General features: G+C 73.3%; 20 protein-coding genes. 12 read left to right on the top strand and 8 right to left on the bottom strand.

What is annotated here, in order from left to right:
- Positions 1-78 precede the first annotated feature (78 nt).
- From VMF70_14565 to glpK, 5 genes are all read right to left on the bottom strand, one after another.
- Entirely contained in the window at positions 79-540 is a 462-nt protein-coding gene (locus VMF70_14565) for a zinc ribbon domain-containing protein (GenBank protein HTT69244.1), read from the bottom strand.
- Between the two features lies 1 nt (position 541).
- Positions 542-1,150, bottom strand: coding sequence for a cytochrome c-type biogenesis protein CcmH (locus tag VMF70_14560; GenBank protein HTT69243.1), 609 nt, complete (start codon positions 1,148-1,150; stop codon positions 542-544).
- Positions 1,128-3,155, bottom strand: coding sequence for a heme lyase CcmF/NrfE family subunit (locus tag VMF70_14555; protein HTT69242.1), 2,028 nt, complete (start codon positions 3,153-3,155; stop codon positions 1,128-1,130). Before VMF70_14555 ends, VMF70_14560 begins: the two co-directional genes overlap by 23 nt.
- Positions 3,152-3,583 (bottom strand): cytochrome c maturation protein CcmE, encoded by a 432-nt coding sequence (locus VMF70_14550; GenBank protein ID HTT69241.1) that lies wholly within the window; start codon positions 3,581-3,583, stop codon positions 3,152-3,154. The genes VMF70_14555 and VMF70_14550 overlap by 4 nt, the downstream gene beginning before the upstream one ends.
- A 169-nt stretch (positions 3,584-3,752) precedes the next feature.
- Positions 3,753-5,225: a glycerol kinase GlpK gene (gene glpK / locus VMF70_14545; GenBank protein HTT69240.1), complete on the bottom strand. Its 1,473-nt coding sequence runs from the start codon at positions 5,223-5,225 to the stop codon at positions 3,753-3,755.
- Positions 5,226-5,312: 87 nt separating this feature from the next.
- Between glpK and VMF70_14540 the strand changes: the two genes are divergently transcribed.
- Complete coding sequence (locus VMF70_14540; protein HTT69239.1) at positions 5,313-7,502, top strand: MMPL family transporter; 2,190 nt, start codon at positions 5,313-5,315, stop codon at positions 7,500-7,502.
- A 59-nt stretch (positions 7,503-7,561) separates the two neighbouring features.
- Here VMF70_14540 and VMF70_14535 read toward each other — a convergent pair whose 3' ends face one another.
- Positions 7,562-8,203, bottom strand: a complete 642-nt coding sequence (locus tag VMF70_14535) for a hypothetical protein (GenBank protein ID HTT69238.1) — start codon at positions 8,201-8,203, stop codon at positions 7,562-7,564.
- Between the two features lie 27 nt (positions 8,204-8,230).
- Between VMF70_14535 and VMF70_14530 the strand changes: the two genes are divergently transcribed.
- Entirely contained in the window at positions 8,231-9,115 is an 885-nt protein-coding gene (locus VMF70_14530; protein HTT69237.1) for a M20/M25/M40 family metallo-hydrolase, read from the top strand.
- A 49-nt stretch (positions 9,116-9,164) separates the two neighbouring features.
- Here VMF70_14530 and VMF70_14525 read toward each other — a convergent pair whose 3' ends face one another.
- Positions 9,165-10,274, bottom strand: coding sequence for a GNAT family N-acetyltransferase (locus tag VMF70_14525; GenBank protein HTT69236.1), 1,110 nt, complete (start codon positions 10,272-10,274; stop codon positions 9,165-9,167).
- Positions 10,275-10,396: 122 nt separating this feature from the next.
- On the opposite strand from VMF70_14525, the gene VMF70_14520 reads away from it, so the two are divergent.
- Genes VMF70_14520 through VMF70_14510 form a run of 3 tightly spaced genes read left to right on the top strand, consistent with a single transcriptional unit; the run spans position 10,397 to position 14,361 of the window.
- Positions 10,397-11,734, top strand: a complete 1,338-nt coding sequence (locus tag VMF70_14520) for a radical SAM protein (protein ID HTT69235.1) — start codon at positions 10,397-10,399, stop codon at positions 11,732-11,734.
- Positions 11,735-11,740: 6 nt separating this feature from the next.
- Positions 11,741-13,186 carry a radical SAM protein gene (locus tag VMF70_14515; GenBank protein HTT69234.1) on the top strand — a complete coding sequence of 482 codons (1,446 nt, stop codon included), beginning with the start codon at positions 11,741-11,743 and terminating at the stop codon, positions 13,184-13,186.
- Positions 13,183-14,361 carry a GNAT family N-acetyltransferase gene (locus tag VMF70_14510; protein HTT69233.1) on the top strand — a complete coding sequence of 393 codons (1,179 nt, stop codon included), beginning with the start codon at positions 13,183-13,185 and terminating at the stop codon, positions 14,359-14,361. Before VMF70_14515 ends, VMF70_14510 begins: the two co-directional genes overlap by 4 nt.
- Here VMF70_14510 and VMF70_14505 read toward each other — a convergent pair.
- On the bottom strand, positions 14,345-14,602 hold the full coding sequence (locus tag VMF70_14505; protein ID HTT69232.1) for a hypothetical protein: 258 nt from the start codon (positions 14,600-14,602) through the stop codon (positions 14,345-14,347). The two genes, VMF70_14510 and VMF70_14505, sit on opposite strands and share 17 nt — an antisense overlap.
- 265 nt (positions 14,603-14,867) lie before the next feature.
- On the opposite strand from VMF70_14505, the gene VMF70_14500 reads away from it, so the two are divergent.
- The 7 genes from VMF70_14500 to VMF70_14470 form a co-directional block, all read left to right on the top strand.
- Entirely contained in the window at positions 14,868-16,304 is a 1,437-nt protein-coding gene (locus tag VMF70_14500; protein ID HTT69231.1) for a tetratricopeptide repeat protein, read from the top strand.
- Positions 16,305-16,306: 2 nt separating this feature from the next.
- Entirely contained in the window at positions 16,307-17,854 is a 1,548-nt protein-coding gene (locus tag VMF70_14495; GenBank protein HTT69230.1) for a hypothetical protein, read from the top strand.
- A gap of 149 nt (positions 17,855-18,003) precedes the next feature.
- The gene (locus tag VMF70_14490) at positions 18,004-19,398 is read left to right on the top strand and encodes a hypothetical protein (protein HTT69229.1); all 1,395 of its coding nucleotides are present in this window, start codon (positions 18,004-18,006) and stop codon (positions 19,396-19,398) included.
- Positions 19,399-19,487: 89 nt separating this feature from the next.
- Positions 19,488-20,891 (top strand): hypothetical protein, encoded by a 1,404-nt coding sequence (locus VMF70_14485; protein HTT69228.1) that lies wholly within the window; start codon positions 19,488-19,490, stop codon positions 20,889-20,891.
- 125 nt (positions 20,892-21,016) lie between these two features.
- On the top strand, positions 21,017-22,444 hold the full coding sequence (locus tag VMF70_14480) for a hypothetical protein (protein HTT69227.1): 1,428 nt from the start codon (positions 21,017-21,019) through the stop codon (positions 22,442-22,444).
- Positions 22,444-24,024 carry a tetratricopeptide repeat protein gene (locus VMF70_14475; GenBank protein HTT69226.1) on the top strand — a complete coding sequence of 527 codons (1,581 nt, stop codon included), beginning with the start codon at positions 22,444-22,446 and terminating at the stop codon, positions 24,022-24,024. Before VMF70_14480 ends, VMF70_14475 begins: the two co-directional genes overlap by 1 nt.
- A 188-nt stretch (positions 24,025-24,212) precedes the next feature.
- Positions 24,213-25,401 (top strand): hypothetical protein (locus tag VMF70_14470; GenBank protein ID HTT69225.1); only part of this gene is annotated, 1,189 nt, incomplete at its 3' end.

Here is a 25,401-nt window from a genome sequence, read left to right as displayed (position 1 = left end):
ACCCGGCTGTGGAGGTGGTGCTTCGACTCCGGACCAGGGGGGAACCCTGGAGCTACGCCGCGCCGGCTGGCACCGGCCCTAGGCCTGCGCGCCGCACTCCACGCAGAACCGCCCGCTTCCTTCGAGCGACGCCCCGCAGTTGCTGCAGAAGCGGCGGCCGCGGCTCGCGGCGCGCGTTTCCGCGATCAGGCGCTCCACGGCGTCGTCGGTCGAGCCCGCGGCCGCGCCGCCGGCCGGTGCGTGCCCGTTCCCGCCGGCGGCCGCGGGCGTCTCGGCGTCGCGGAGCGCCTCGACCGCCTCCCGGGTGTAGCGGTCCAGCATCGCCCGGTAGTCGCCCTCGGAGAGCTTCCCGGTCGCGCGGTCGAACTCGATCTCCTTGAGCGCCGCCAGCGCCAGCTCCTTGCGCTGCACCTTGGGATCGTCCTCCGGCTCGTCGAACAGGCCGGGCTCCGGGGGCGCGGCGGACGCCGGGCGCAGAATCGGCTCCAGCACCACCAGCACCGCCACCACGGCGACCAGCAGGCCGATCACGATGCTCACGTCAGGCCTCGAACCGCTCGAGCTCGCGCTTCAGCCGCTCGAGCTCCTCGGGAGAGCCGGCCGCCGGCGGGGGCCCGGACGCGGCCGCGGGCGCGGTGCCCGCCGCCCGCGCGTGGATGAGGCGCCTGGCCGCGGCGGTCACCAGCCCCAGGCCGACCGCCAGGCCGACGTACGGCATCACGTAGGCCATCCAGTTGAACCCGTGCTTGGGCGGCGCCATGAAGATCATCTCGCCGTACTGGCGCTGGAACGACGCCAGCACCTGGGCCTCGGTCAGCCCCGAGTCCAGTCGCGCGAGCACCAGCTGGTGCATCGCCGGCGAGGTGGTGCAGGTGAAGTCGGTGGTGCGGCAGGTGAATACGTCGAGGTTGCAGCCGCAGGTGCAGCGGATCTGGTGCTCGATGGCCTGCACCAGCGCCGCGTCGTCGCGGGCCGTCGCCGCGGCCACCGGCCGCCCGGCGGCATCCGGGACCTCGAGCCGGCCGAGCGAATCGCTGCTGCGCGCCCGGACCGCCGCGCTGAGGGCCGAATCGCGCGGCGTCTGCGCGGCGAGGCCGCCCGCCGCCAACGCCAGGAGCGTCAGGAGGCTAGGCGCCGACTTGCGCAACATAGCCCGCAGGCTCCGCTCTCCGGCGGCTCGCCGCCGTCGGTCCCTGCGCTCCCGGCCACAGCGTGATCAGCCCGCCGAACGCCAGCACCAGCCCGCCGTACCACACCCACCACACCAGCGGATTGATGACGATCTTGTAGACCGCTTCCTCGGTGCCCTGCACCGCGCCCGCGAAGACGATGTACAGGTCCTCGCGCGCCGTGCTCCAGATCGCGACCTCGGTCGAGGGCTCGAACGTGGGCCGGCCGAGGGAGTCGAGGTGCTGCCGCTTCTCGCTCTTCATCGTGCCGACGTACTTGCCGTTGCGGAGCACGTCCACGCTCGCCGCGGTGACGAAGCGGTTCAGCTGCTCGTACTGCGACACACCCTGGTGCGTGATGTGGAACGTGTCCCCGTAAGGATCCTTCACGTCCACCGACTGGCCGGGCTTGAGCGTCACCTCCCGCTCGCTCTTGAAGGCGAGGCCCGCGAACGCCGCGAACAGCATCACCATCCCCAGGTGCACCACGTAGCCGCCGTAGCGGCGCCGGTTGCGGCCCACCAGCCGCAGCAAGGCGACCGGGTACGCTTCGGCGTGCAGCCGGTGCCGCGCCAGGGTGCCGCGCACGAACTCCTGCAGCACCGTGCCCACCACGAACGCCGCCAGGGCGTACGCCACGATGGACCACGGGTTGGTCATCCGCACCGCGGCCAGCGATGCCGCCGTCACCAGCATCGCCGTCACCGGCCACAGGAACTGCCGCTTCAGGTTCTCCGGGCTCGCCTTCCGCCACGCGATCAGCGGCCCGATCCCCGTCAGCAGCAGCAGCATCAGGCCCAGCGGCACGTTGACCTGGTTGAAGAACGGCGGGCCCACCGTGACCTTGGTCCCCCGCACCGCCTCGGAGATGACCGGGAACAGCGTACCCCAGAACACCGAGAAGGCGATCACGATCAGGATCAGGTTGTTGAACAGGAACGAGCCCTCGCGGCTCACCAGCGACTCGAGCTTCGTCTCGGCCGCGAGCATCGGCCAGCGCCACGCCAGCAACCCGAAGCCCAGCACCGCCGCCAGCACCAGGAAGATCAGGAAGAACCAGCCCACGTTGGACTGCGAGAAGCTGTGCACGCTGCTGATCACGCCGCTGCGCGTGAGGAAGGTGCCGAAGATCGAGAGCAGGAAGCTGCCCACCACCAGACCGATGTTCCACTTCTTCAGCATCCCGCGCTTCTCCTGGATCATCACCGAGTGGAGGAACGCGGTCATCGTCAGCCACGGCAGGAACGACGCGTTCTCCACCGGGTCCCAGGCCCAGTAGCCGCCCCAGCCCAGCTCCACGTACGCCCACCACATCCCCAGCACGATCCCGCACGAGAGGAACAGCCAGCTCGTCAGGGTCCAGCGCCGGATCGCGTGCAGCCACCCCGTGTCCAGCCGGCCCGAGAGCAGCGCCGCCACCGCGAAGCTGAACGGCACGCTGATGCTGGTGTAGCCGAGGTAGAGCATCGGCGGGTGGAACACCATCCCGGGATTCTGCAGCTGCGGGTTGAGACCCCGGCCGTCGGGCGGCGTGAAGGCCAGCCGCTCGAACGGGTTGGAGGCGAACACCATCGTCGCCGTGAAGAACAGCACCACGATCGCGAGCGTGGCCGCCACGTAGGGCGTCAGCTCACGGTACTTGCCCCGGTTCACCACCAGGGCGATGGACCCGAAGGTCGACACCACCAGCGCCCACAGCAGCAGCGAGCCCTTCTGCCCCGCGTAGAACGCCGACCAGGTGTAGAAGACCGGCAGGTTGCGGCTGGTGTAGGCCGCCACGTACTCGACGTTGAAGTCGTGCGTCAGCAGCGCGCGCATCAGCGCAACCGCCGCGATCACCAGCAGCCCCCACATCACGAAGATCGAGCGCTCCGCCGAGCGGGCCAGCTCCGGCCGGTGGGTCCGGCCCGCCACGAAGCCCACGACCACCGTCCACGCCGACAACAGCAGCGTGATCCACAGCGCGATGTTGCCGATCTCGGTCATGTCGCCGGCTGGGTCCCCTGCCCGTTCGGCTGCGGCACCGCCTCGTAGCGCGAGCCGCACTTCGCCAGCAGCGTGGTCGCGCGGAACGTGCCGTCGGGCTGCAGCCGCCCCTCGACGACCACGTCCACCTCGTCCGTGAACGTGTCGGGCGCGAGGCCCCGGTACACGACCGGGTAGGTGTGCGCGCCGTCGGTCGCGCGGAACGTGATGGTCTGGGACGCGACGTCGCGCGTGATGGACCCCTTCACCACCCGGGCACCCATCTTCACGCCCACGTTGTAGAAGGAGTGATCCACGCCCACCTTCGTCGCCAGCTCGGTCGGCGTCAGGTAGTAGACGCCGGTTTCCTTGATCCCCGACGCCATCAGATAGCCGACCGTCGCCAGGACCAGCGATCCACCGATGATGAACTTGGTGCGGGCTCTCATGGCCAATGACCTGTGCTGAAGTGACTCGGGATATCCGAGTGTTCTACTCCGCAAATCTAATACCGTGAACCACGCTGACAGTTGCCCGCCGGTAGGCGGCAGAACGCCCCAAAGCCGCGCAAGGAGGTCACGGGGCACCGGCCCCAGGGGGCAAGTGACTGGAAAGCAGTCACTTGCCGCCCGGCCAGCACGCCCAGCTCACGGTCGCTGCGACCGCCCGCTTCCACTCCTCCCAGCCCCGTTCCTCGCGGCGGCCGGGCTCGAAGACCTTGAAGCGCCTGGCCGCGAGGAAGTCCTCGGCGGTCTTCCATGCGCCGGTCGCCAGGCCCGCCAGGCCGGCCGCGCCCATGGCGGTGGACTCGACCACTTCGGGCCGCGTAACGGCAAGGCCCAGGACGTCGGCCTGGAACTGCATCAGCCAGTCGTTGGCGGCGGCGCCGCCGTCCACCCGGAGGCCGGCCAGCGCCAGGCCGGCGTCGCCCGTCATCGCCTCGAGCACTTCGCGCGTCGCGTAGGCCATCGCCTCGAGCGCCGCGCGCACCAGGTGGGCCTTCGTTGTACCCCGGGTGAGCCCAAAGATCGCGCCCCGCGCCGCGGATTCCCAGTGCGGGGCGCCCAGGCCCACGAAGGCGGGGACGAACACCGCGCCGCCCGTGTCCGGGACGCTGCGGGCGAGCGCCTCGCTCTCGGCCGCGCTCGCCAGCACGCCGAGGCCGTCCCGCAGCCACTGGATCGCGGCGCCCGCCACGAAGATCGAGCCCTCGAGCGCGTAGACGCTCTGGCCGCGAGCGCCGCAGGCGACGGTCGTGAGGAGACCGTGACTGGAACGCACCGGGAGGTCGCCGGTGTTCATCAACAGGAACGCCCCGGTGCCGTAGGTGTTCTTGGCCGTCCCGGCGGTGAAGCACCCCTGGCCGAACAGCGCCGCCTGCTGGTCGCCGGCGATCCCGGCGATGGGGACCTCGGCGCCGAACCACCCGGCGTCGGCCCTCGCGACGACGCCGGAGGAGGGCTTCACCTCCGGCAGGATCTCGCGCGGGACGCCGAACGTCTGCAGCAGGCCGTCGTCCCACCGGCCGGCGGCGATGTCGTACAGCATGGTGCGCGACGCGTTGGTGGGGTCGGTGACGTGGGCGCGGCCCCCGGTGAGGCGGTGCACCAGCCAGCTGTCCACGGTCCCGAAGGCGGTGGCATCGGCGCGCGGCTTCAGCCGCTCGAGCAGCCATTCCACCTTGGTGGCCGAGAAGTAGGGGTCGGGCACCAAGCCGGTCTTCTCGGCGATCAGTTCGGCGTCGAGGGTGCGGCACCGTTCGGCGGTGCGCCGGTCCTGCCAGACGATGGCGGGGGCGAGCGGAAGGCCGGTCTTCCGGTCCCACAGCAGGGTGGTTTCCCGCTGGTTCGTGATCCCGATGGCCGCCAGATCGTCGCCGGTGGCCCGCGCCGCGGCCAGCGCGTCCTTCGCGGCCGCGAGCGTCGCGTTCCACAGGTCCTCCGGGTCGTGCTCGACCCAGCCGGGCTGCGGGTAGTGCTGCGGGATCTCCCGGTAGCCGCGGCCGACGACGCGCGTGGCCCCGTCCACCACCAGGGCGGTGCTCCCGGTGGTGCCCTGGTCCAAGGCGAGGACGAATTGACGGGTGGTCATGGGCCGGCGTACCGTGGAATCAAACACGCCGGGAGCGACGCGTGAAGGTCGGCGGCGCACCACGGGCATGACGCGCACCGGTCGGCGATGACGGGGCCTCGGCGGACGCGTGCCGCGGTCATCGGCGCGTGGACCGTGGTCGTGGCCGCGCTGGCGCCGCTGGCGGCTGGCCTCGACCGCCGCCTCGCCCAGGGCGCTCGCATCGCGGGCAGCGAGTCGGACGCGGTCGAAGCCACCCTGGAGCGCGACTTCGCGTCGCCGCTCGCCCGCTACGCGGTCGGGGTCGTGACCGGACTGCCCGACACGGCGGTCCGGCTGCAGATCGGTTCCTTGGCCCGCTCGCTCGCCCGGGTGGCCGGCGTGACGGACGTCCGGCCGTACCCGGCGGTGGGGCGCCCCGGCTCCGAGCCGCTCGGGATCGTCCTCGCCGGTCTGCGGGCGGGAGGCCCGGAGGCCGACAGCATCGTGCTCCGCCTGCGCGCCGCCACGGCGGGCGCGGTTGCCGCCCTGCAGGGGCGCTACCCCGGCGCGGCGATCCGCTGGACGGGCACCGCACCCATCAACCTCGACACCCGGCGCACCAGCGCGCGCGACATCGGCCGCGCCGAGACGCGCGCGCTGCCGTTCACGCTGCTGCTCCTGCTGTGGACGTTCGGCGCCGCGGTGGCCGCCACGCTGCCGGTCCTGCTGGGCGTCGTCGCGACAACCACGGCCATGGGCGCGGCCGCGGTGTCGGCGCAGTGGTGGACGCCGGCCATCCTGCTGCAGAACGTCGGCACGATCATGGGGCTCGCGCTGGGGATCGACTACGCGCTCCTCTCGGTGAGCCGGTTTCGCGAAGCGCTCGCCGCCGGGGCGTCGGCCGCGGAGGCCGAGGCCGCCACGCGCCGGCACGCCGGCCGCACGATCGCGCTCTCGGGTGTCGCCGTCGCCGTGGGCTTCACCGCCCTCCTCGTGGCGCCGGCCGCCGAGCTGCGCTCGGCCGCGGTCGGCGGTCTGCTGGTGGTCGCGGCGGCCGTGCTCGCGGCGACGACGCTGCTGCCCGCCGTCCTGGGCCTGCTCGGGCGCCGCGTGGACGTGGGGCGCCTCGGCGTGCCTCGCGTCGGAGCGATGGGCCGCGAGACCTGGCGGCGGTGGGGGCGTTGGGTGGTGCGCCGCCCCTGGCGCGTGCTGCTCGTGGCCGGCTCTCCGCTCCTCTTCCTGGCGTGGCAGGTGCGCCACCTCACCATCGCGCTCCCGGCTTCCGATTTCCTGCCCCCGGCGATGGAATCCGCCCGGGCGCTGCGCGACCTCGAGCGGGCCGGGCTCGCCGCGCCGGTGTACGAGCTGCGCCTGCTGGTGCGGATGCGCGACGGCAGCCCGATGATGGCGCGCAGCGGCTGGACCGCGGTGCGCACCCTCGCTGCGAGCCTGGGGCACGACCCGCGCGTGGCCCGCGTGCTTGCGCTTCCCACCCTGGTGAGCCCGCTCCTGCCGCCGGAGGTCGCGGCCGCTCTCGTGCCGGACTCGGTGCGCGGCCGGTTCGTCAGCCGGGACGGGACCATCGCCGTGGTCGAGGTGCTGCCCGGCGACGCGGTCGGCCAGGCGGGGCTCGCGGCCCTCGCCCGCGACCTGCGGGGCCGCGAGGGCGCCGGCGCCGCGGAGGCGCTCGGCGCGTCCATCCAGGTGGGCGGCGCCCCGGCCTACTACCTCGACTACCAGGACGCGGTGGTGGGGAGGTTCGGCGTCGTGGTGCTGCTCGTGGTCGCCGCCACGGCGCTCGCGCTCGGCATCGGGTTCCGCTCGGTGCTGGTGCCGCTCAAGGCCGTGGTCCTGAACCTGGTCACCGTGGCCGCGGCGCTGGGCGCCCTGGTGCTGGTGTTCCAGGAAGGACACGCCGGCGTCCTGCTGGGCGTCGCCGCGCCGCTGGGAGGCATCCTGCCCGTCATCCCGGTGCTCGCCTTCTGCGCGCTGTTCGGGATCGGCATCGACTACGAGGTCTTCCTGGTAGCTCGCGTGGCGGAGGCGCGGCGCTCGGGCCTCGCCGAGGCGGACGCGATCGTGGCCGGCCTCGCGGAGACGGGCGGGCTCATCACCAGCGCGGCCGCCGTGATGATCGCGGTGTTCGGCGCCTTCGCCGCCGGCGCCTTCCTGCCGACGCGGATGCTGGGCTTCACGCTCGCCGTCGCCGTGCTGCTCGACGCCACGCTGGTGCGGATGGCCCTGGGACCCGCGCTGCTGCGCCTCGCCGGCCGGTGGAACTGGTGGCCCGGCGACGCGCGGCGCTCACCCCCCTGACACGCCCGCCCTCGCTGGCGGCGAGGGCGGGGGTCGGCTGGCCGGCGGCGCGGCGGAGCCTAGCGCGCCGGCGCGCGCTCCGACGCTTTCTGCAGGTACGCGACGATGGTCGTGGCCTGATCGTGGGTCACGCCGCTCACCTTCATCTTCTCCATGTTCTTCTCCATCCGCATCACGACTACGGGCCAGTCCGGCGGCGAATGGACCCGGGGATCGGCCAGCGCGTGGCAGCGCGAGCACACGGACTGGAACACCTCGCGGCCCGCGCCGGCCGGCAGGCTCTCCGCGACCTTCAGCGCGTGCGCCTGCAGGTACGTGAGCAGCTCCGCGCGCTGGGCCGTGCTCGGGATCTGCACGCCGAGCGCGCCCGCCATCATGTCGATCCGCACCCACATCCGGCGCACCACGCCCGGCCAGTCCACCGGCCCGTGCATGGCGGGCGACGGGAGGGCGTGGCATTGCGTGCAGTACTGTGCGAGAATCTTCGCACCGGGCGCGCCGGGCTCGGGCAGGCTCTCGGCCGGCATCCCCGGCGGCAGCGCGATCTCCGCCGCCTCGAGCAGGCGCTGCTGGGCCACCGGCAGCGCCCGCGGGGCCGCCGAGGTCGTGTCGCCCGCGGCCGCCGTCTGGCCCGACGGCTTGGCCGCCTGGCCGCAACCGACGAGGACGACCGCCGTCACTATGAGCGCCCGCGCGTTCATGACATCCTCCGAAGTGGGAGAACAATAATGAACGCGTCACCGCTTCCGGTGCCAGACCCCGCCCGTCTCGAAGCCGACGTGCGCGCGCTGGCGGTGGTGCGCCACCCGGTCGCCGCGCCCGACGCGCTCGCCGCCGCGGAGGACTACGTGGCCCTGGAGCTCGGGACCGCCGGCCTGCGGGTGGAGCGGCAGCTGTTCGAGTGGGCCGGCACCGAGTTCCACAACGTGGTGGCGACGCGCGACGGCGCGGACCGCGCGCGGCCGTGGATCGTGGTCGGCGCCCACTTCGACACGCGCGCCGGCTCGCCCGGCGCCGACGACAACGCCAGCGGGGTCGCCGCGATGCTCGAGGTCGCACGGATGCTCCGCCACGAGGAGCCGCGCGCGACGGTGCAGTTCGTGGGCTTCAACCTCGAGGAGCTGCAGCGGATGCCGCACTGGTACGCGCTGGGGAGCCGGGCCTATGCGCGCTGGCTGCGCGGCCGCGGACAGCCCGTCGCGGGCGCGCTGGTGCTGGAGATGCTCGGCTTCACCCACCCCCGGCAGGGCGCGCCGCCCGGCGCGCGCCTGTTCTCCCGGGTGCCCCGGGAGGGCAACTTCCTCTCGGCGGTCGGCGACCGGCGATCGCGGGCGCTGCTGGGGGCATTCCAGCGCTCCGCGGGTCGGCACCTGCCCGTGGTCGGTCTCACGGTCCCGCTCAGGGGCTGGCTCCTGCCCGACACCCGCCGCTCCGACAACGCGCGGTTCTGGGACGAGGGCTATCCGGCGCTGATGGTCACCGACACGGCGGACTTCCGGAACCCGCACTACCACCGGCCGACCGACACGCCCGACACCCTCGACTACGCGTTCCTCACCAACGCCACCGCCGCGGTCGGGGCCGCGATCCGGGACCTGGCCGGCGCGCCGTGAGCGCGGGGGGCGGGCGCGTGCCGGAACGACGGCCGGCACCGCCCCGCCGCTACAGCACCTTCTCGTAGAGCCGGAAGGTCCTCACCCGCGGGCAGCCGAGCCCCTCGATGACGCGGCGCACGCGCACGTTGTCGTCGAGCACCAGGGACAGGTCGCCTTCCTCGATGCCGGCCTTGCCGCCTTCCTCGATCATCCGCGTCACGATGCGCGCGGCCACGCCGCGCCCGGTATGGGCCGGGAGGACGCCCAGGAGGATGACGCGCCCGCTCCGGATGCGCGGCACCCGGCGCATCAGCTTGAGCCAGCCGAACGGCAGCAGGCGCCCGCCCAGACCGGCGAGCGCCACGTTCACGTCGGGAAGCAACAGGCCGAAGCCCACGGCTTCCCCGTCCACCTCCGCGATGACCACCAGCTCGGGACGGTAGAACGGCTTGAACGAGGCCGCCCGCTCGGCGAACTCGTCCCACGTGATCGGCACGAATCCCCACACGCCGGCGAACGACGCGTTGTACAGGCCGTGGAGCCGGCGCACTTCCTCGTCCCAGCGACGCGGGTCGGCCGTGCGCAACGCGAGCGCGGCCGACGGGTGCGCCTCCGCGCCTGCACCGGGGCCCGACGCGGGGCGCGACGCTCGTGCCGGGAGCTGGTCGCGGGTCCAGCGATAGGCGTGATAGTCACGGCACGGGCCGTAGCCCGCCGCCTCGACGAGCGCGCGATACCAGGGCGGATTGTACGGAGACAGCAGCGTGGGCGGGCGAGCGAACCCGTCGATCAGCAGCCCGACTTCATCCTGCGTCGAGAGATTGACCGGCCCGATCACGCACGTGACGCCCTGCGACCTCAGGGCCGACTCCGCCGCCGAGAACAGCGCACCCGACACCGCGGCGGCGTCGGTGGTCTCGAAGAAGCCGAAGAAGCCGGCGCCCGGCCTCCACCGGGCGGCGAACGCCGGGTCCACCACCGCCGCGATGCGCCCCACGACGCGGCCGTCACGTCGCGCGACGAACCTGCGCACCCAGCGGCCCTCGAGCGACGAGTTGTGCCGCGGCGACCAGCGTTGTCGCTCCGTCATCCGCAGCGGCGGCACCCAGTGCGGGTCGTCCCGGTACAACCGGTAGGGCAGGCCGATGAATGCGGAAGAATCCGCTCGGCTTTCCACCGCGGTTACCTCGACGGAGCCGTCCACGCGCGCCACGTTAGGGTTCGGGTGTGGCGCTGTCAAACGCCGTGGACGGCGCGGCTGCCTGACGCTTGCTTGACGCGCCGTCGACAGGATCAGTCGTGAGCCGAGCCGATCGTCCGCGCGTTCTCCTCGTCGCTCCCACCGCGACCGACGGTGCAGGCCGGCCCATCACGCAGCGCCGGCTCCACCTCCCCGGTCTCACGCTCCCGATGCTCGCCGCGGTCACGCCCGAGGGCTGGGAGGTGCGGCTGGTCCACGAGACCGTCGAGCCGATTCCGTACGGCGAGCGGTGGGACGTCGTGGGCCTCACGGGCATGGGCTCCGGGATCGTGCGCGCCTGGGGCATCGCCGACCGGTTCCGCCGGCTCGGCGCGAGGACGGTGATCGGCGGCATCGCGGCGACGCTGGTGGGACCGGCGCGCTCGCTCGAGCACGCCGACGCGGTGGTCACGGGCGAAGCCGAGGAGACCTGGCCCGCGCTGCTGCGCGACTTCGCGGCGGGACGGATGAAGGCCACGTACCACGCCGCGACGCCGCCGCCCATCGAGTCGCTGCCCGTGCCCCGCTACGACCTCCTGGACCGCCGCACTCTCGGGCGGTGGCGGCCCGTGCAGGCCACCCGCGGCTGCCCGCACACGTGCGACTTCTGCTCCGTCACGGCCTTCTTCGGCGCGACGCAGCGGCGGCGGCCCGTGGACCAGGTGGTGCGCGACGTGCGCGTGGCGAAGCGGCACGGCACCCGCTACATCGCCTTCATCGACGACAACATCGGCGTGGACTGGGACTACTGCGGCGCGCTGTGGGAGGCGCTGATCCCCGAGCGCATCCTGTGGATGAGCCAGTGCAGCCTGCAGGTCGCCGAGCGCCCGGCCCTGCTCGCCCTGGCCCGGCGCAGCGGCTGCCGCCTGCTGTCCTTCGGCGTGGAGTCGGTCAGCGCGGAGAGTCTCGCGCTGCACCGCAAGGCGTGGAACCGGCCGGGCCGCTACCGCGACGCGGTGGCCGCGGTGCGCGGCGCCGGGATCGACGTCTCGACCGAGATGATGGTCGGTCTCGAGGGCGACGACGCGTGGACGTTCCAGCGGACGTTCGACTTCGTCATGGACAACGCCGTCTCGGTGCCGCGGGTCTTCATCGTCACGCCGGTGCCGGGCACGCCGCTGTTCGAGCGGATGCGGCGCGAGGGCCGCCTCCTCACGGAGGACTTCAGCCGCGTCAACGGCGGCGAAGTGATCTTCCGGCCGAAGCGGCTCACGGTCGAGCAGCTCGAGGCGGGCTACTGGAAGCTGTACCGGCGGCTGATGTCCCTGCCGGCCATTCTGCGGCGCGTGGCGAGGAATCGCGCCCGCCTGGGGCCGTTTCTCCGGGCCTTCGTGCTCGGGGTGAACCTGCACTACCGCGGTCACATCCGGCGCGGCATCACGCCCGGGATCGTGTAGGCGCGGGTGCGCGTCCTGCTGGTCCGTCCTCCGGTACCGCCCGTCACCATCGGGCTCAAGCACGTCATGGTGTGCGAGCCGCTGGAGCTGGAGTACGTCGCGGCGGGCCTGGCGGGGCACGAGGTCGAAATCCTCGACCTGCTGGTCGAACGCGGCTTCGAGCGCCGGCTGCGCCGCTTCCGGCCCGACGTCGTCGGAACGAGCGCCTACATCACCGGCGTCAACGAGGTGAAGAAGCTGTGCCGGGCCGCCAAGCGCTGGAATCCGCGCGTCGCGACGGTCGTGGGCGGCGTCCACGCGTCCCGGGTGCCCGAGGACTTCGCCGACGCCGCGGTGGATTGCGTGGCCCTGGGCGACGGCACCGAGCTGATGCCCCAGATCGTCGCCGCCCTGGCCGCGGGCCGTCCGCTGGACGGCGTGCCGGGCCTCGCGCTGCCGGAGCCCGGAGGCGTGCGGCGGACCGCCCCGCGGCCGTACATGCGCGATCCCGACGCGCTGCCGTTCCCGCGACGCGATCTCGTGGCGCACCTCGGGCGCCGCTACTACTACCTGTTCCACCGGCCGGTGGCGCTCCTCAAGACCACGTGGGGCTGCTGGTACGACTGCAACTTCTGCTTCACGTGGCAGATCACAGGGGGCGTCGCCTACTCGCGGAGCCCCGCGTCCATCGTGGAGGAGCTGGCCACCATCGAGGCGGACGACGTCTACATCGTGGACGACATCTTCCTCATCGACCGCGCGCGGCTCGCGGGCATCGCGGCCCTGCTCCGGGCCCGCGGCATCCGCAAGCACTACCTGTGCTTCGCCCGCTCGGACTTCGTCGCGCACCACGAAGCGGTGATCGCGGAGTGGGCGGCGCTCGGCCTCTCCGCCGTGCTGCTCGGCCTCGAGGCCCCCACGCAGGGCGAGCTGGACTCGCTGGCGAAGCGCACCACCGTGGACCACAATCGCCGCGCCATCGAGGTCCTCAGGCGGCACGGCGTGGACACCTACGGCTCGCTGATGCCGCGGCCCGACTACGAGCCCGCGGACTGGGAGCGGCTGCGCCGCTACATCGAAGACAACGGGCTCTACTACCTCAACATCTCGCCGCTGACGCCGCTCCCCGGCACCGCGATCTGGGAGCGCTACGAGGGCTCGCTGACCGTGAGCCGCCGGGCGCACGGCCTGTGGGACCTGTCGCACGCCGTGCTGCCGACGCGGATGCCCCTGAAGGCCTACTACCGCGAGCTGCTCCGCACCTACGCGGGCGCGATCCTCGACCTGCGGCGCGCCAGGCGCCTGTCGCTGCGCCGACGTCCCCCGCTGTGGTCGCCCGCCCACCTGCGGCTGCTGTGGGGCGCTGTCCGCGTGTATGTCCAGCTGCTGGTCGCCCACCGGCACCACGCGCCGCGCGCCATCGCGCGCGCCGAGTACCCGGGCCCCGAAAGCGCTCCGGCGGTGCGGGCGTGAGCGCCACCACGGCCCCTTCGTGCCCGGCGAGCGGCATCCGTGCCCGCGTCTTCCGCACCATCGCCGACGTGGACCCGGCCGAGTGGGACCGCCTGCTCGACGCCGACGATCTCCAGGCCACCCACCGCTTCATCCGCACCTGCGAGGAGGCGCGGGTGGAGGACGCGTGCTACCGGCACGTGATGGTGCACGACGCCGCGGGCCTCGCCGCGGTGGCCTCGCTCAGCCTGATGACCGTGAAGCTGGACCTGCTCTCGACCGGACGCACGCGGCGGGCCATCCGGTGGGCGCGGAGGTTCCGCCCCCGGCTGCTCGAGGTGCCGATCGTCTTCTGCGGGCTTCCCGTGTCCTTCGGCCGCTCGTGCCTGCGGTTCCGCGCCGACGCGGACCGCGCCGGGGTGCTGCGGACCGTGGCGGCCGAGGCCGAGGCGTTCGCCGCCGACGCCGGCGCCCCCGTCCTCTGCTTCAAGGAGTTCACGGCGGGCGAGGCCGCCGAGCTGGAGCCGCTCACCCGGCTCGGCTTCTTCGCCGCGCCGAGCCTGCCCTCGTGCTATCTCGAGCTGCCGTGGACGTCCCCCGACGAGTGGCTGGGCGCGATGCGCTCCGGCTATCGGCACCAGGTCGCCGCGGGCGCGCGCCAGGGCCGCGTCTCGGGAACCACGGTGCGAGTGGTGCGGGACTTCCGGGACGAATGTCCACGCATCTTCGCCCTCTACGAGCAGGTGATGGACCGCGCGCCGTTCCAGCTCGAGCGCCTGAACCTCGCGTACTTCGAGCGGCTGGCGGAGAACCTGCGGCGCGAGGCGCGAGCCATCCTGGTCGAGCGCGGCGGGCGGCTGCTGGCGATGGCGATCCTGCTCGAGACATCGGGCCTGACGACGTTCCTGCTGGCGGGGATCGACTACCCGGCGAACCGGAAGCACCACGCGTACCTGAACGTGGTGGCGGAGGTGGTGGCGGAGGCCATCCGCTCGGGCGCACCCGCGCTCGAGATGGGCCAGACGTCGTACGAGCCGAAGCGGCGGCTCGGGGCCGTCGTCACGCCTCGCACGCTGTTCCTGCGGTGCCGCTCGCGGGTGGGCCACCGGTTGTTCCGGGCCGCCGCGCCGCTGCTCTTCCCCGTGCCGCGGCTGGAGCCGCGACACGTCTTCCGCAACGCTACGGCGTCACCTTGAACACCTTGTCGCCGGTCCGCACCCGGTCGGCGACCTGCAGCCCGAACTCGTCGGCCGGCTTGGCGGTCTCGATCTTCTGGTGCTCCACCTCCATCGAGGTCACCGTCTCGGTCAGATCGGTGTGCGCGCCCTTGATGTGGATCTGATCGCCGACCTTGACTTGGTCCGCGGTCATTTTCACGATCGCGACGTGTGGGCGGTCGAAATAGTGCGTCACGACGCCGACTTCGAGCTCGGGCATGGGGCCTCCTTGCGGTACGGCACTATGGTACCGCTCCGCCGGGCGGCCCGCGAGGGCGGCCGGCGGGCGGCGGGCCACCTCCCAAACGGGGCCCCATTACCATAGGTTTGGCGCAGTCCAGGCCATGCCATCACATCGCTCCCTCGCCGGCTGCGCCCCGGTCCGCTGCGGATTGGGGCTCTTCTTCCTTGCCGTCAGTGCCACTGGCACGTTGTCTGGCCAGTGCCCCGACGGCACGCCGCCGCCGTGCGCGGCCGCGCCGCGCGTGCTTGCGTCAGCGCACATCCCGGACGCCAACAGCGTCGCCGTGTTGCCGTTCGAGAACACGCGGCGCGACACCGCCTACGACTATCTGTCGGACGGGCTCGCCTCCTCCATCGCGACGAGTCTCGCCCAGGTGCCGCGCCTCGCCGTCCGCAGCCCCAGCTTCGTGCGGCGCGTCAGCCAGTCGGCCGTGCAGGACGAAGCGGCCCTCGGCCGCCGGCTCGACGTGCGCTACATCGTCGAGGGCGAATTCCAGCGCGGCGGCGACCGCGTCCGCGTGGCGGTCCGGTTGGTGGCGCTGCCCAGCGGCACCGAGCGCTGGGGCGACGCGTACGTCAGGCCCAGCGCCGACCTGCTGGGCGTGCAGGAGGACATCGCGCGCGAGGTGGCGACCCGCATCGCCGGCGCGCTGCTGCCTCCGGAGACACGCGCGCTGGCGGCCCGGCCCACGCACGACCCTGCGGCGTACGACCTGGTCCTTCGCGGCAACTTCTACCTTGCGCAGCGTTCACCGGCCGCGGTGCGCCGGGCGATAGACGAGTACGACGCGGCCGCACGGCTCGACTCGGCCTACGTGGATCCGCTGGCCCGGGTGGCGTACGCCGACGGCCTCATCGTGTTCTACGGATGGGACTTCGGCCTGCCGGCCGACAGCGTGCTGGCGCGGGGCGTAGCTGCGGTCGACCGCGCACTGCGCCTCGACTCCGCGTCATCGGATGCCTGGATGGCACGCGGTCTTCTGCTCACGCGCCGCGAGCCTCGGTCCTACCAGGGCGTGATCCCGGCGCTGACGCGCGCCGTCGCGCTCGATCCGCGCAATACGGAGGCCTGGCATCAGCTGGGCACGACGCTGCAGTACCTCGGAAAGAGCGCGGCATCCGACAGCGCCCTGCGGCGTGCCGTCGCCCTCGAGCCCGACCGGTTCATCACCCTCAGCAACCTGGCGACTTCGGCGGAGATGGACGGCCGGTTCGCCGAGGCGAGGTACTGGAACGACAGCGCCCTGGCGGTGAACCCGACGTTTGTCTCGGCGCTGGGCGCCCGCGTGCGCCTGGCCATCGCGCGACACGACACCGCAACCGCGCGCGCGGCGGCGGCGGCGCTCGACCGGGACAGGCCCGCCCCGGAGGTCCCGATCGCCATGGCGGCTCTGGCCGTCTACGACTCGTGGCGCGGCGACACGGCTTCGGCCCGGGCCCGCGCCGAGCGCGCGGTCCGGGCGTTCGGCGACGCCACCCACGTGCTGTGGCTCGGCGCTCCCACCGCGATGACGTTGGCGAGCGCGGGCGAGCTGGACCGCGCGATGGATCTGCTCGAGCGGCTGCAGCCGCACGGCATCGACATGCACCTGTTCCTGCGGCTTCCGGCATTCGACCCCCTGCGGACCACGCCCCGCTTCGTGCGCCTGTTCGCCGAGACCGCGCCGCAGGAACAGTGACGATGAGGCTGCCTCTGCCCCCGGCCACGGTGCCTCTTCACCCGCGCTCGCTGGTGGCCGGGTCTCGCGCCTCGGGGCTGCTCTTCCTTCTTGCCGTCTGCGCAACCGGCAACCTGAAGGGCCAGTGCCCGGACGGCACCCCGCCGCCGTGCGCGGTGCGACCGTATCACGCGCCGGCGCCGCCGCCCAACAGCCTCGCGGTGCTGTACTTCGACAATCGCTCCCGCGACACGGCGAGCGCGTACCTGGCCGACGGCCTGACCGACGAGCTGATCATCCGCCTCAGCCGCGTGCAGCGGCTCCAGGTGCGTTCCCGATTCGAGTCGGAGCGCCTCCGGGGCCGGCCGGCGTCGGACCCGCGCGCGCTCGGCCGGGCGATCGGCGCCGCGTACCTCGTCACGGGGAGCCTGCAGCAGTCCGGCCAGCGCGTGCGCCTGGAGGTGGCCCTGGTGCGTGCCGCCAACGGCGCCACGGTGTGGGGAGACATCTACGACCGCACCGGAGCGGACCTGCTCCAGATCCAGTCGGACATCGCGAGCGCCGTGGCCGGCGCCATCGTGGGTCAGCTGCTCCCCGACGAGCGTGTGTCGCTGGAGCGGCGGCCGACCAACGACCCGTTGGCGTATCAGCTGTTCCTGGCCGGCATCGGCGCGGCCAACACGACCAACGAGCCCGGACTCAGGGCCGCCCTGGAGTTCTTCGACCGCGCCGTCGCGCGCGACTCGGCCTTCGCCCTCGCGCTGGCCTGGAAGGCCGCGGTATGGGTCCAGCTTTCGGACGGGTACGTCGAGGGGCGGGTCGGCTACGTCCGCGCGCGCGAAGCCGCCCAGCAGGCGCTGCGGCGCGACTCGTCGCTCGCCATCGCGTACGCCATGCTGAGCCAAGCGACCGTCGCGCTCGACCTGGATGCCGCCTCGGGCATCGCGCTGGGCGAGCGCGCCGTGAAGCTCGACCCGCACCAGTCGTGGTCGCACGAGGCCCTCCAGTCCGCGCTGCTGCTGGCTGGCCTCGCCGATTCCAGCGTGCGCGAGGGCCTGCGTGCCTGGCAGGAGGACACCTTGTCCGAGGTGGCGGCCGTCATCTGCGTCTGGACAGGCTACATGGCGGGCGAGACGGACTCCGTCGTCGCGGTCTTCCCACGGATGCGTGCGGCGCTGGACCCGGAAGACATCCGGATCCTGGAAGGACTCGTGGACGTGGCGCATGGACGGTACGCGCGGCCGGCCGAGCAACTCAGCTGGCGGTTCTACGGCGGCATCGCGGCCGGTGAGCAGGTGCAGGCGCTCACGGCCCTCGGCCGCCGGGACGCCGCGCGCGCCGTGACCGACTCCATGGTGCAGTACGCCCGCGGCGCGTACTACAACGCCTATGCGGTCGCCAAGGCGTACGCGGCGCTCGGCGCGGCGGACAGCGCGTTCGCCTGGCTGGAGCGCGCCCACGGGCAACGCACGATCTGGCTGACGGCCGTCGCCCTCGATCCGGGCTTCGCCCCGCTGCACGCGGACCCGCGCTGGCCCGCGTTCCTTCGGCGCATCGGGGTGACGCGATGAGCGCGTCCTGGTCTCCGGCTGCTTCGTCACTTGACCCGCGCCCGCTCGTCGCTGCGCCTCGCGCCGCGGGGCTCGCCTTCCTTCTTGGCGTCTGCGCAACCGTCGGCTTGAGAGGTCAGTGCCCCGACGGCACGCCGCCGCCGTGCGCGGTGCGGCCGTATCGCGCACCGCCGCCGCCGCCCAACAGCGTCGCGGTCCTGTACTTCGACAACCTCTCCCGCGACACCTCGGACGCGTTCCTCGCCGACGGCCTCACCGAGGAGATCATCATCCGCCTCGGCCAGGTGCCGCGTCTCGACGTGAAGTCGCGGTTCGAGGTGCTGCGGTTCCGGGGCCGGCCGCTGCTCGACCCCGCGGGCACCGGCCGCTCGCTCGGCGCCGCGTACCTCGTGGCCGGCAGCGTGCAGCGCGCCGGCGACCGCGTGCGGATGCGGGTCGAGCTGCTCCGCGCCCTGACGCGGTCGCAGGTCTGGGGCGACGTGTTCGACCGGGCCGGCAGCGACGTCCTGACGCTCGAATCCGACATCGCCGAGGCGGTCGCGACGGCGATCACGGGCCAGCTGTTGCCCGCCGAGCGCACGCGCCTGTCGCGACCCGTGACCTCGGACCCGGTCGCGTACGAGCAGTATCTGCGCGGCCTCCAGGCCGCGCACAACTTCGGCGACGAGGCCGCCTTGAGGAGCGCGGTGGCGTATTTCAACCGCGCCATCGAGCGCGATTCCGGCTTCGCCAGCGCGTTCGCGGGCAAGGCGGTGGCCTGGAGCGTGCTGGCGGACGGCTACGTGACCCCGCGCGAGGGGTACGGGCAGACCCGCGTGGCCGCCAACCAGGCGCTGGCGCGCGACTCCTCGCAGGCGCTGGGGTGGGCGATGCTGGCGAACGCCACCATCGCGCTGGACCTGGACGCGCGCGAGGCCGAGCGGCTGGCACGCCGCGGGATCGCGCTGGACCCGCACGGGGGCTGGTCGCGCCTGTTCCTGAGCGGGGCGCTGTGGGCGGAGGGAAAAACCGACTCCGCCATCGGCGAAGCGCGGCGCGCGTGGCTGGACGATTCGCTGTTCACCATCATGAGCGTCAACTACCTCAACATTCTGGTCGGCGCCGGCCACCTCGACACGGCGGCGGCGATGATCCCGCGCATCCGGGCCATCCTGCCGCCGGCCGACGCCGACCCGCTCGAGGGCATGGTGCTGGGCGCTCGCGGCAGTTGGCGCGGCGCCGCCAGACTCCTGGACTGGCGCTACTACGGCGGCTGCTTCGATGCGGGGATGTACGTGCGCTCGCTCCTGGCGCTCGGCGACACGGTGGGCGCGCGCGCCACGGTGGACTCCATGGTGTCGGCGCGCACGCCCGGCTACTACAACCCGATCGCGCTGGCGCGGGCCTACGCGGCGCTGGGCGACGTGGACCGCGGCCTGGAGTGGCTGGGCCGCGCGTTCGAGGAGCGAACCGCCATGGCGATCTGGACGCGCCAGGATCCCGAGCTCGCGATCCTGCGGGCCGATCCGCGCTACGCGGCGATCGACCGGGAGCTGAGATTCTGATGCCTGCGCTCTTGGGCCCCCGCCCGCTCGTGGCCCGGCCTCCGACTTGGGGGCTGGTCGTGTGCCTTGCCATCTGTGCCACTGGCAGCTTGAAGGGCCAATGCCCGGACGGCACGCCGCCGCCGTGTGCGGCACGGCCGGGCTCGAACAGCGTCGCCGTCCTCGTCTTCGCGAACCGCGCCCGCGACTCCAGCCTTTCGCTGCTGGCCGAGGGGCTGGCCGACCAGATCACGACCGACCTCGGACAGGTCCGGCGCCTCGACGTGCTCAGCTCCGCCAGCGTGCGCACCGTCCTGGCCCGCGGCTCGCGCGACCCGCGCCGCGTCGGCGAGGAGCTGGGCACCCGCTGGCTCGTGGACGGTGCGCTGCTCCCCGGGACGGCGCGGGTGGCCATCAACGTGCAGCTGGTCGAATCGGCGATCGGGCGGGTGCGCTGGTCGGCGACGTATCAACGGCCCACCGAGGACCTGTTCGGCCTCATCGCCTCGGTCTCCGACTCCGTCGCGCGGGCGATCGTGGGGGAGCTGGATCCGGCGGAACGGGCGGCGCTCGCCGCCCGGCCCACCCGCAGCGCGGCGGCCTACGACGCGTTCGTGCGCGCGCAGGCCCTGGGGCGGCGCGGCGGCTTCTACGACCTCCGCCACGCGGTGACCGGCTACGAGGACGCGATCGCGGCGGACTCCGGCTTCGCCGCGGCCTGGGCCGGCCTGGCGTGGGTGTGGATGTACCACGACGCGTTCTACCCGCCGCGGGTCGTCTATCCGCGCGCTCGCGAGGCGGCAGACCACGCCCTGGCCATTGACTCCACGCTCGGCAGCGCGCTGATCGCCCGCTCGATGGTCGCGACCTGGTTCGAGTACGACTACGGGTGGGGCGAGCGCCTGGCCCGGACCGTCCTCGCCCGCGATCCCGGGAACGCCCGGGCCCACCTCGCCCACGCCTTCGCGCTGCTGGGGCTTGGCCGCACGGGGGAGGCGGCGGCGGCGGCGCGGGTCGCGCAGCGCGCCGATTCGCTGGACGTTCTCCTCACGAGCGACGTGGCGATCATCCTGATGGCCGCCGGGCGACCGGCCGAAGCGGACACCGCGATCCGCGTGGCCCGGGACGCGAGCGGGGACTCCCTCCTCCTGGGGTGGCTCGAGTCCGAGGTCCTGCTCACCACCGGCCGGTGCGGCCCGTCGGTCTCGGGAGTGGTCGGGATCCTGGGCACCGCCTGCCGGAGCGGCCCCGCCGCGGCGCGTCCCGGCGTGGACTCGATCGCGGCCGCCGTGACGCGCGGAGACGGCGCCTACGTCGGGGCGCACGCCCTGGCGGCGTACTACGCCGCGACCGGCGACCGGGAGGCGACCCTGCATTGGCTCGCGCGGGCGCTCGAGCAGCGGGGCTTCCTCGGCCTGATCGCCAGGCACCCCCTGTTCGCCTTCGTGCGCGACGACCCGCGCTTCCAGGCGCTCCTGCGCGCGGCCAACATCCCGGTCCCGGCAGGCAACTAGTGCGCGCGCCGCGGCTCCGGGTCTCCGTCCACCGTCGGCCTGGTCACTCGGGCCGTCGCCCGCCCGTGGCCGGACCGGCGACTCTCGGGCTGTTCTTGCTCCTTGCCCTCTGCGCAACCGGCCCCTTGAGAAGCCAGTGCCCCGACGGCACGCCGCCGCCGTGCGGCGCGCGCGCCCCGGCCGCCGCGCCCAACAGCGTGGCGATGCTCTACCTCGACAACCTCTCCCGCGACACGGCCGACGCGTTCCTCGCCGACGGGCTCACCGAGGAGATCATCATCCGCCTCGGGCAGGTCCAGCGCCTCGACGTGAAGTCGCGGTTCGAGGTGCAGCGCCTGCGCGGCCGTGCGGCCCTGCAGGACCCGAGCGCCCTCGGCCGACTGCTCCACGCGGCGTACCTCGTCATCGGCAGCGTCCAGCGCGTCGGCGACCGGGTGCGGCTCCGGGTCGAGCTGGTCCGGGCCGCGACCCGGGGCCAGGTCTGGGGCAACATCTACGACAACGCGAGCGCGGACCTGCTGAACGTCGAGTCGGACATCGCGCGCGCGGTCGCCACCGGCATCACCGGCCAGCTGCTGCCGGAGGAGAGCTCGCAGCTCGCCCGGCCGGTCACCTCCGACCCGGTGGCCTTCGAGGAGTATCTCCGCGGGCTGGTGGCCGAGAACAGCTCGTTCGACGAGGCGCAGATCCGGAACGCCCTGGTCCACTTCGACCGCGCCATCGCCCGCGACTCCGCCCTGGCCGGGGCATACGCCGGCCAGGCGGCGGCGTGGGTCGCCCTCGCCGACGCGTACGTGCCGCCCGCCGAGGGGTACCGCCGGGCGCGCGAGGCCGCGCGACAGGCCCTCGCCCGCGACTCGAGCCAGGCCGACGCCTACGCGATCCTGTCGAACGCCGCCATCGCGCTCGACCTGGATGCGCACGAAGCCGAGCGGCTGGCCCGGCGCGGCCTGGCGCTGGATCCGCGGGACGCGCTGGCCCAGATCAACCTCAGCATGGCGCTGCTGGCGCAGGGTCGCCTCGCGGCGGCGTGCGACGAGGCGCGGCTCGCGTGGCAGGCGGATTCGCTCACCGCCATGAACGGCGTCTGGTACGTCGACGCGTGCATCCACGCCCGTCAGCTCGACAGCGCCGCTGCGGCCCTGCAGCGGCTGCGGAAGTACCTTTCGCCTGCGGACCTCGATCCGATGGAAGGCCGCCTGCTGGTGGCGCGAGGCGACTGGCGGCGTGCGGAGCCGCTGCTCCGTTGGCGCTATTACGGGGGCCTAGTGGCCGGCACGTACGTCCGCGCCCTCCTCGCGCGCGGCGACACGGCGGCCGCGCGCGCCACGGTGGACTCGATGCTGGCGGCGCGCCGCGACGGGTACTTCAACCCCATCGCCCTGGCCCGGGCGTACGCCGCGCTGGGCGACGTGGACCGCGGCCTGGAGTGGCTGCACCGGGCGGTGGACGAGCGGACCCTCTGGGTGGAGTGGCTGCGCGTGGACGACGAGCTGGCGCCGCTGCGGGCCGATCCGCGCTACGCGGCGATCGACCGGGAGCTGAGGTTCTGATGCCTGCGCACTCGACCCGTCGCCCGCTGGATGCCCGGATCACGACCTCGGGACTCGTCGTCCTCCTTGCCGTCTGCGCAACCGGCAACGTGAGGAGCCAGTGCCCCGACGGCACGCCGCCCCCGTGTGCAGGACGACCGGCGCGCCTCGCCGCGCCGCCCGCGAACAGCGTCGCGGTGATGTACCTCGACAACGAGTCGCGCGACACCAGCGACGCGTATCTGGCCGACGGGCTCACGGAGGAGATCACCACCAAGCTCGGGCAGATCGGCCGACTGGCGGTGACCTCGAACACGACGATGCGGCGGTATCGGGGACCGGCCGCCCTCGAGCCGACGGCGCTCGGCCGCGCGCTGCGCGTCGCGCAGCTGGTGAGCGGCAGCGTGCGCCGGGCCGGCCACCGCATCCGCGTCAACGTCGAGCTGCTGCGGGCGCGCGACGGCGTGCAGCTGTGGGCCGACGCCTACGATCAGACGGACGCCGACCTGCTCGCCATCGAGGAGACCATCGCCCGCAGCGTGGCGACCGCGATCGCGGGCCGGCTGCTGCCCGGCGAGCAGGCGAGCCTCGCGGCGCGGCCCACGCAGAACCCCGAGGCGTACGACCATCTGCTGCGGGGCAACTTCTCCATCGCGCAGCGCACGCCGGCGGCGGCCCGGCGGGCGCTAGCCGAGTACCAGGCTGCGGCGGCCCTGGACCCGGCCTTCGCGCTCGCCTACGGGCGCATCGGCCTGTGCTACGCGTTGTTCATCGACTGGGGCTGGCCGTACCCCGGCCTCACGGAGGACAGCCTGCTGGTCCTGGGATCGTCGGCGGCCGACCGTGCGCTGCAGCTCGACTCCCAGTCCACCGACGGCTGGATGGCGCGGGCCTACATGGACGTGTACCTCCATCCGACCACGTTCGAGGGGGCGTTGCCGGCCTTCGAGCGGGCGATCGCGCTCGATCCCAAGAACGCCGAGGCGCATCACCAGTACGCCAGCATCCTGATGTCCATGGGCCGCGACCGGGCCGCCGCCGTGGAGTACCGGCGCGCGCTGGCGCTCGACCCGCTGCGCGCGATCACCCTGGACAACTTCGGGGGCATGCGGTACCTGGAGCACCGCACCGAAGAGGCGGCCGGGCTCCTGGACAGCAGCATCGCCGCGGATCCGCAGGCCTATTACGCGTACGTGGACCGCGCGGACCTGCGTCTGACGGGTGGCGATGTGGGCGGGGCCCGTGCCGACGTGGCCGCCTCGGTGCGCACCCGCCCGGGTGATTACATCGTCTCCAGTGAGCCACTGGTCGCCACGCTCGAGGGCCTGTCCGGCGACACGGCGGCCGCACGCGCACGGCTGGCGCGCGTGACGGCCGGGCTGCCGAATCCCGAGCACCCGGACTACACCGCCGCGCAGTGGATCGCGCTCGCCTACCTCCGCATCGGCGATCGCGAGCGCGCGCTGTCCGTGCTCGAGAGTGTGAGACCGCGCGGCATCAATCTCTGGTTCATCATGCGGGATCCCGGCTTCGACCCGATCCGCGAGACGCCGCGCTTCCGCGCGCTGGTGGAGCGCACCCGGCCGCCGGCGGCGCCATGAAACTCGTGCCCCGCGCTCTCGCTACCGCTCTCGTGGCCCGTCGCCCGCTGGTGGCTTGGCCGACGACCTCAGGGCTCGTCTGGTGTCTTGCCGTCTGCGCAACCGGCAACTTGAAAAGCCAATGCCCCGACGGCACGCCGCCGCCGTGCGGCGCGCGGCCGGCCCGTCCCGCACCGCCCACGAACAGCGTGGCGGTGCTCTACCTCGACAACCTCTCGCGCGACACCGCCGACGCGTACCTCGCCGACGGGCTCACGGAGGAGGTCATCATCCGGCTCGGGCAGGTCCGGCGCCTGGACGTGAAATCGCGCTACGAGGTGGAGCGGTTCCGGGGCCAGGCGGCGCGCGATCCGGCGCAGCTCGGGAAGGCCTTGCGCGCGGCGTACCTGGTGACGGGCAGCGTCCAGCGTGCGGGCGACCGTGTGCGGCTGCGGTACGAGGTGATCCGCGCGGCCACCGGTGCGCGGGTGGCCGGCGACGTGATCGACCGCGTCAGCGACGACGTGCTGACCATCGAGACCGACATCGCCCGCGAGGTCGCGACCGCCATTACCGGTCAGTTGCTCCCCGACGAGCGCGCGCGCCTCGCCCGGCCGTTGACCTCCGACCCGCTCGCCTACGAGGAGTACCTGCGCGGCCTCCAGGCACTGAACAGCAGCTACGACGAGACGGCCCTGCGCTCCGCGCTGGCCCACCTGGGCCGGGCCATCGCGCGGGATTCGTCCTTCGCCGCCGCGTATGCCGCCAAGGGCCTCGCCTGGGCGGAGCTCGCCGACGGCTACGTGTCCCCGCGCGAGGGCTACGGTCAGGCGCGTGTCGCCGCCGTCCGGGCCCTGGCCCTGGACTCGCTGCAGGCGCTCGGGGCTGCCGTGCTCGGGGCCGCCGTCCTCGCCCTGGACCTCGATGCCCACGAAGCCGAGCGGATCACCCGGCGAGGGGTGGCGCTCGTTCCGCGCGGTGACCAGTCCCATGGCCTGCTGAGCAGCGCCCTGTTCGCCGAGGGCAGGATGGATGAGAGTATCACCGAGGCGCGGCTCGCGTGGGAGGCGGATTCGCTGCTCTCGAACAACGGCGTCTGGTACGCCCAGACCCTGATCCTCAGCCACCGCCTCGACAGCGCGGCGACGCTCCTGCCGCGCCTCCGCGTGACCCTGCCGCCCGCCGACGCCGACGCGGTCGAGGGCATGCTCCTGGCCGCACGCGGCGATCTTCGCGGCGCCGCGCCCCTCCTGAGCTGGCGGTACTACGGCGGCCTGGTCGCCGGGACGTACGTCCGCGCCCTGCTCGCGCGCGGCGACACGGCGGCCGCCCGCGCCACCGTGGACTCCATGGTCGCCGCCCGCGCGACCGGCTACTACAATCCGATCGCCCTGGCCA

Source organism: Gemmatimonadales bacterium, from assembly GCA_035502185.1.
Taxonomy (GTDB): Bacteria; Gemmatimonadota; Gemmatimonadetes; order Gemmatimonadales; family JACORV01; genus Fen-1245.
The sequence above is the reverse complement of the archived record's forward strand: the minus strand, read 5'-3'. Positions and strand labels throughout refer to the sequence as shown.